We start from the raw sequence: 6,780 nt of genomic DNA, 5'->3' as shown, positions 1-6,780 counted from the left end.
GTGCGCGCTCGCCGGCCTGGTTGAGGATCGCTGCCGTCTCGACCATCTCGACCATGAAGGTCGAGCGGCCGCGCGCCAGATCGTCCGAGGCGCCGACACGCGAGAACAGCCGGTCGACGACGCCGATATGGGCCGATGTCGCCGGCACGAACGAGCCGGTCTGGGCCAGGATGGCGATCAGCGCGTTTTGCCGCAGGAATGTCGATTTACCGCCCATGTTCGGGCCGGTCAAAAGCCAGATCGCGCCGTTCCGGGCAGCTCCCTCCGGCGACAGGTCGCAATCATTGGCGACGAACGGGCCTTCGCCGGAGCGGCGCAAGGCCTGTTCGACCACTGGATGCCGCCCGCCCGTAATCTCGAAGGCAAGGCTCGAATCCACCACCGGCCGGCACCAGGCTTCGCTTTCCGACAGAAGCGCGAGCGCCGCGGAGACATCGAGCACGGCCAGCGCATCGGCGCCGGCACGGATCTTCTCCGCTTCGCCGACCGCTTCCGTCGTCAGCGCCTCGAAGGCGGCCAGTTCGATGTTGAGCGCCCGGTCGGCGGCATTGGCGATCTTGGTCTCGAGCTCGGCAAGCTCGGTCGTGGTAAAGCGCATGGCGTTGGCCATGGTCTGGCGGTGGATGAAGCGCGCCTTGGCGTCATCGCTGCCGGTCATCACCGCATGGTGGTTGGCGGTCACCTCGATATAGTAGCCGAGCACATTGTTGTGCCGGATTTTCAGCGAGCGGATGCCGGTCTCGTCGATCAGCGAGCGTTCCAGCCCGGCGATCACCTTTCGCGATTCGTCGCGCAGCGCCCGCATCTCGTCGAGATCGGCATGGTAGCCGCCACGAACGAAGCCGCCGTCGCGCTTGAGCAGCGGCAGTTCGTCGCCAAGTGCCTGCATCAGATGCTGCGAAAGCGCTTGGGGCAGTGCATGGATGGCGGCCAATGCCGCCGCAAGTTCCGGGGGCAGGGCGGTCGCGGCAAAGATTTCGGCGATCGCGCCTGCCGCCTCGAAGCCGGCGCGCAGCGCGCCGAGGTCGCGCGGCCCACCCCGGTTGAGCGCCAGCCTGGACAGCGCGCGGGGCATGTCGGCAACGCTCTTCAGGCTCGACCGCACCGCCTGGCAAAGTCGCGTTTCGGAACGGAAGAACGACACCGAGTCCAGCCTGGCGCCGATCGCCGCCGGGTCGGTCAGCGGCGCCATCAGCCGGTCGGCGAGCAGCCTTGCGCCGCCGCCGGTCACCGTGCGGTCGATCGCCTTGAACAGCGAGCCTTCGCGGCTGCCCGACAGCGTGCGCAGCAGTTCCAGATTGCCGCGTGTCGCCGGATCGATGAACAGGGTCGAACCCTGCTCCTCGCGTTCGGGCCGCGACAGCGGCGGGCGCTCCGCTTTCTGCGTCTTCTCGACATAGGCAATGGCGCCCGAGATCGCCGACAGTTCGGCGCGCGAAAAGGCGCCAAAACTGTCCGGCGTCGCCACATCGAAGAAGCGGGCGATGCGCCCTGTCGCCGACGCCGAATCGAACAGTGACGGTGGTTGCGGGCTGGCGACGCGGCCGAGCACGTCGAACACCGGCTTCAGCTCCGGATCGTGGAACACTGGCTCGGCAACGATCAACTCACGCGGATCAACACGGAAGATGTCAGCCAAAAGCCGGTCGGCGGTGGTGTCGGTGACGCGGAAGGCGCCGGTCGAGATGTCGATCCAGGCCAGCGCAAAGGAGTGGTCCGCTCCGCCTTTCACCCGCCCCAGCGCCATCAGGAAGCTCGATTCCGACGGCGCCAGCAATTTGTCCTCGGTGATGGTGCCTGGTGTCACCAGCCGCACCACATCGCGGCGCACCACCGATTTGCCGCCGCGTTTCTTCGCCTCGGCCGGATCCTCGATCTGTTCGCAGACGGCAACGCGGAAACCCTGGCCGATCAGCTTCTGCAGATAGTCGTCAGCAGCATGCACCGGCACGCCGCACATCGGAATGTCGAGCCCTTGATACTTGCCGCGCTTGGTCAAGACGATGCCCAGCGCCCGGCTCGCCTTCTCGGCATCGTCGAAGAACAGCTCGTAGAAATCGCCCATGCGGTAGAACAGCAGCGAATCCGGGTTTGCCGCCTTGATCTCGATGAATTGCTCGATCATCGGCGTGGCGCCGGCGTGGGCGGTCGGCACCGGCGTCATCGCCTCGGGGGCGTCTGGCTCGTTCGGGCTGTGCATGTTCATGCGCCGCACGCTAGCAGATGTGATCGCGCGGTTTAATGCCGGGGCTTCGAAAAACAGGGGACGACCGGGACGGCAGGATGCCCGCAATCGCGCGTACCAACCGCGATTCCGCACGCTGGCGGTTTACACGCGGCGGCGCGTGGTCTTAATTCGGTCCGACACAAAGCACCCGCTTCAACGAGGTGCTGCACCGGTGAGGAAATCAAGTACATCATGGCCAGGAAAACCGAGAACAGCGGTCCGTCCGTCAGTGCGCAGGAAGCGCTCGAATTCCACGCCATGGGTCGGCCGGGCAAGCTGGAGGTCGTCGCCACCAAGCCCATGGCAACGCAGCGCGACCTCAGCCTCGCCTATTCGCCTGGTGTCGCGGTTCCGGTCCTGGCCATCGCCGAAGACCCCTCGCGCGCCTTCGACTACACGACGCGCGGCAATATGGTCGCAGTCATCTCCAACGGCACAGCCATTCTCGGTCTCGGCAATCTCGGCGCGCTGGCCTCCAAGCCGGTGATGGAGGGCAAGGCGGTGCTGTTCAAGCGCTTCGCCGATGTCGATTCCATCGACCTCGAGGTCGACACCGAGGACGCCGACGAGTTCATCAACTGCGTGCGTTTCCTCGGGCCCTCCTTCGGCGGCATCAATCTCGAGGACATCAAGGCGCCGGAATGCTTCATCATCGAGCAGCGGCTGCGCGAATTGATGGACATCCCGGTCTTCCATGACGACCAGCACGGCACCGCGATCATCTCCGCCGCCGGCCTGATCAACGCGCTGGAGATCACCGGCCGTGACATGAAGACCACGAAAATGGTCTGCAACGGCGCCGGCGCCGCCGGCATCGCCTGCATCGAGCTGATGAAGGCGATGGGCTTTTCGCCGGAAAACATCATCCTATGCGACACCAAGGGCGTGGTTTTCCAGGGCCGCACCGAAGGCATGAACCAGTGGAAGTCGGCGCATGCGGTGAAGACCGAGGCGCGCAGCCTCGCCGAGGCGCTCGACGGCGCCGACGTCTTCCTCGGCCTCTCCGCCAAGGGCGCGCTGACCACCGCCATGGTGCAGTCGATGGCCAAGAACCCGATCATCTTCGCCATGGCCAATCCCGACCCGGAAATCACGCCGGAGGAGGTCGCCGAAATCCGCACAGACGCCATCATGGCCACAGGGCGTTCCGATTATCCCAATCAGGTCAACAACGTGCTCGGCTTCCCCTATATCTTCCGCGGCGCACTGGATGTCAGGGCAACCACCATCAATGACGACATGAAGATCGCCGCCGCCCAGGCGCTGGCGGCACTGGCGCGCCAGGACGTGCCCGACGACGTCGCCGCCGCCTATCAGGGCAATCGTCCGAAATTCGGCCCCAACTACATCATCCCGGTCCCGTTCGACCCGCGCCTGATCTCGGCCATCCCGATCGCGGTCGCCAAGGCGGCGATGGACTCAGGCGTCGCCCGCAAGCCGATCCTCGATCTCGATCGTTACGCGCAGGAACTGTCGGCCCGCCGCGACCCGATCGCCTCGACCCTGCAGCGCATCTACGACCGCGTGCGCCGCCAGCCCAAGCGCATCGTCTTCGCCGAGGGCGAGGAGGAACAGGTCATGCGCGCCGCCGTCTCCTATGTGAACCAGAAGCTCGGCACCGCCATCCTGCTCGGCCGCGACGACGTCATCAAGGAAAACGCCAAGCACGCCGGCATCGACTTGAACAAGCAAGGCATCGAGATCATTAATGCAAGGCTGTCGCGCCGCAACGGCATCTACACCGACTACCTCTACGAGCGCATGCAGCGCAAAGGCTTCCTGTTTCGCGACTGCCAGCGGCTGATCAACAACGATCGCAACCACTTTGCCGCCTGCATGGTGGCGCTGGGTGACGCCGACGGCATCGTCACCGGCGTCACCCGCAACTATTCGACCGCGCTCGACGACATCCGCCGCGTCATCGACGCCAAGCCCGGCCACCGCGTCATCGGCGTCTCGATCGTGCTGGCGCGGGGCAAGACCGTGCTGGTCGCCGACACCGCCGTGCACGATATGCCGAACGCCGAGCAGATCGCCGACATCGCCGAGGAGGCGGCAGGCTTTGCCCGCCGCATGGGTTATGAGCCGAGGCTCGCCATGCTCGCCTATTCTACCTTTGGCCATCCGCAGGGCGAACGCTCCGAGCGCGTCCAGGAAGCCGTGCGCATCCTCGACAAGCGCCGCGTCGATTTCGAATATGACGGCGAAATGGCCGCCGACGTCGCCCTCAACGCCCGCGCCATGGCGCAATACCCGTTCATCCGCCTGACCGGCCCGGCCAATGTGCTGATCATGCCGGCGTTCCACTCGGCCTCGATTTCGACCAAGATGCTGCAGGAACTCGGCGGCTCGACGGTGATCGGGCCGCTGCTGGTCGGCCTGAACAAGCCGGTTCAGATCGTGTCGCTGAATGCCAAGGACAGCGATATCGTCAACATGGCGGCGATCGCGGCGTACACGGCGGGGACTTGAGGGGCTGGCCTCAGCGGTGAGTCCGCGCTGCCTTCAGCCCGGCGCGAATACGCGCGCGGCCTCGACGATCTCGTCCACCTGATCCTGCCGCAGCAAGTCGATCGGGACGCGGCCGTCGAGCTGCGCCGAGGGCCGCGTCAGCCACAGCCATGCGAGCCTCGGATTGGTGATCAGGGATAGCACGTCGCGAATGCCTGCAACCGGCCGGCCGTCGACGAACTGCGCCAGCGGGAAGACATGTTTGCGGCCGCCCTTGCGCAAGGCGATGACCTCACCCCGCCGCTGCCAGCGGTGCAGGGTCGAGCGGGCGATGCGCAGATGCTCTTCCAGATAGGTCGAGCCGGCGACGCGGCCGGCCCAGTCCTCGATCAGCATCGATTCGAGATCGTCGGACTTTGGCAGCGAAGGAGGCTCGACATCGGCCAACGGGGTCGTCGGCGGATTTGTCACGCCGGCAATACCGGCTTCGCTGCGGCGCGCGGCTTCCGCCGCCAGCGCGCGCACGAATTTCGAGGCCAGGCCGGGCAGGTCGGCATGGATGGCGTCGATGGCGCGCCGGTGCTTCGGTGACAGCAAGGTGACGGCGGACGCTATGCTGCCGGCGATCTTGCCGACCGAGACCATGGTGGGCTTGTTGATGGCCTCGTCATAGTGGGCAAGTGCACGTTCGACGTCTTCCGCGACCATCTCCGCGAAGTCGTCCTGCTTGAGGCCCTGGATTTGAAATCTGTTCATGCATCTGTCTTCTGGCCGCGCGCTCCCCCTCAGCTGCGGCCGATTGTTGAACTTCTAGTGCGGAAAACGGAAATCGCGGCGGCAACCGGTCCGGCCGCCCGACAGCATGCTGTCCAGCATTTCTTGACACCCCAACTGACTGAGGGCGCACCGAAATGTCAGTCGCGGGACGCCCAGATTGCGTGTAGGTGCGATGTATGACAACTGCGCGACGGCATTTCCTTCTCCCCTTGTGGGAGAAGGTGGATTGGCGCGTAGCGCCAAGACGGTTGAGGGGTGTTCCAGCTTGGCGCCAAGCTACCCCTCACCCGGATTGCCATCCGATTTGTAAAGGACAAATCGGGGCAATCCGACCTCTCCCACAAGGGGAGAGGTTAAAAGCGTCGGGACCCCTACAGCAATCCCGCCTGCTCAGCCTCGCGGCGCAGATTCTGCCGGGGCCTGGGGCCGATCTGCTGGATCACCAATCCGGCCGCCAGTGAGCCAAGGTCGCCGCAGGTTTGCAGGTCGCGGCCTTGCGTGTAGCCATGCAGGAAGCCGGCGGCATAGAGATCGCCGGCGCCCGTCGTGTCGACCAGTTCCTTGATGGCGGTCGCCTTGATCACCACCGTCTCGTCGCCGCGCACGATCACGGAGCCTTTTTCCGAGCGGGTCACGGCGGCGATCCGGCAATCCTTGCGGATCTGCGCCAGCGCCTCGTCGAACGAGGATGTCTGGTAGAGCGATTTGATCTCGTGGCTGTTGGCAAAGACGATGTCGACCGTGCCCGAACGCATCAGCTCGAGGAATTCGTCGCGGTAGCGGTCGACGCAGAACGAATCCGACAGCGTCATCGACACTTCGCGGCCTGCTGCGTGCGCCAGCTTCGCCGTCTGGCGGATCGCTTCCTTGGCGCGCGGCGGGTCCCACAGATAGCCTTCGAAATAGGTGACCTTGGCGCCAGACGCCTTATCGGCCTCGACATCCTCCGGCCCAAGCTCGACGCAGGCGCCGAGATAGGTGTTCATCGAACGCTCGCCGTCAGGGGTGACGAAGATCATCGACCGCGCCGTCGGCGGCTCGCCCTTGAGCGGCGTGGTGTCGAAGGCGACGCCCTGTGCATGGATGTCGTGCGCGTAGATTTCGCCCAGCGCATCGTTGGAAACCTTGCCGAAGAAGGCGGCGCGGCCGCCGAAGCTGGCGACACCGGCCGCCGTGTTGCCGGCGCTGCCGCCGGACGCCTCGATCGCCGGGCCCATGCGGCTGTAGAGCAGTTCGGCGCGTTGTGTGTCGATGAGGTTCATCGCGCCCTTGATGATGCCGTTGGTCTCGAGGAATTCCTCGTCGCACTGGGCGATGATGTCGAC

At 65.3% G+C, this 6,780-nt stretch carries 4 protein-coding genes; 1 reads left to right on the top strand and 3 read right to left on the bottom strand.

Annotated features, from left to right (window positions below; translation table 11 throughout):
• Positions 1-2,206: DNA mismatch repair protein MutS (mutS, locus tag EN914_RS18615; protein ID WP_127389196.1), on the bottom strand; the 2,206-nt coding region annotated here is incomplete at its 3' end.
• A 213-nt stretch (positions 2,207-2,419) separates the two neighbouring features.
• Between mutS and EN914_RS18610 the strand changes: the two genes are divergently transcribed.
• Positions 2,420-4,699 carry an NADP-dependent malic enzyme gene (locus EN914_RS18610; protein WP_024501796.1) on the top strand — a complete coding sequence of 760 codons (2,280 nt, stop codon included), beginning with the start codon at positions 2,420-2,422 and terminating at the stop codon, positions 4,697-4,699.
• A gap of 33 nt (positions 4,700-4,732) precedes the next feature.
• Here EN914_RS18610 and EN914_RS18605 read toward each other — a convergent pair whose 3' ends face one another.
• The gene (locus EN914_RS18605; protein WP_024501795.1) at positions 4,733-5,434 is read right to left on the bottom strand and encodes an antitoxin Xre/MbcA/ParS toxin-binding domain-containing protein; all 702 of its coding nucleotides are present in this window, start codon (positions 5,432-5,434) and stop codon (positions 4,733-4,735) included.
• 392 nt (positions 5,435-5,826) lie between these two features.
• The coding region (locus EN914_RS18600) for an adenosine kinase (protein WP_164778792.1) at positions 5,827-6,780 on the bottom strand (954 nt) is incomplete at its 5' end.

This window comes from Mesorhizobium sp. M7A.F.Ca.CA.001.08.2.1, from assembly GCF_003998455.1.
Classification (GTDB): Bacteria; Pseudomonadota; Alphaproteobacteria; order Rhizobiales; family Rhizobiaceae; genus Mesorhizobium; species Mesorhizobium ciceri.
Note: the sequence above shows the minus strand (reverse complement) of the source record. Positions and strands in the feature narration are given on the sequence as shown.

What these genes read in the sequence shown, in the direction of transcription:
- EN914_RS18605 (WP_024501795.1), bottom strand. Translation starts at nt 5,434, where the DNA reads ATGAACAGATTTCAAATCCAGGGCCTCAAGCAGGACGACTTCGCGGAG.
- EN914_RS18610 (WP_024501796.1), top strand. Translation starts at nt 2,420, where the DNA reads ATGGCCAGGAAAACCGAGAACAGCGGTCCGTCCGTCAGTGCGCAGGAA.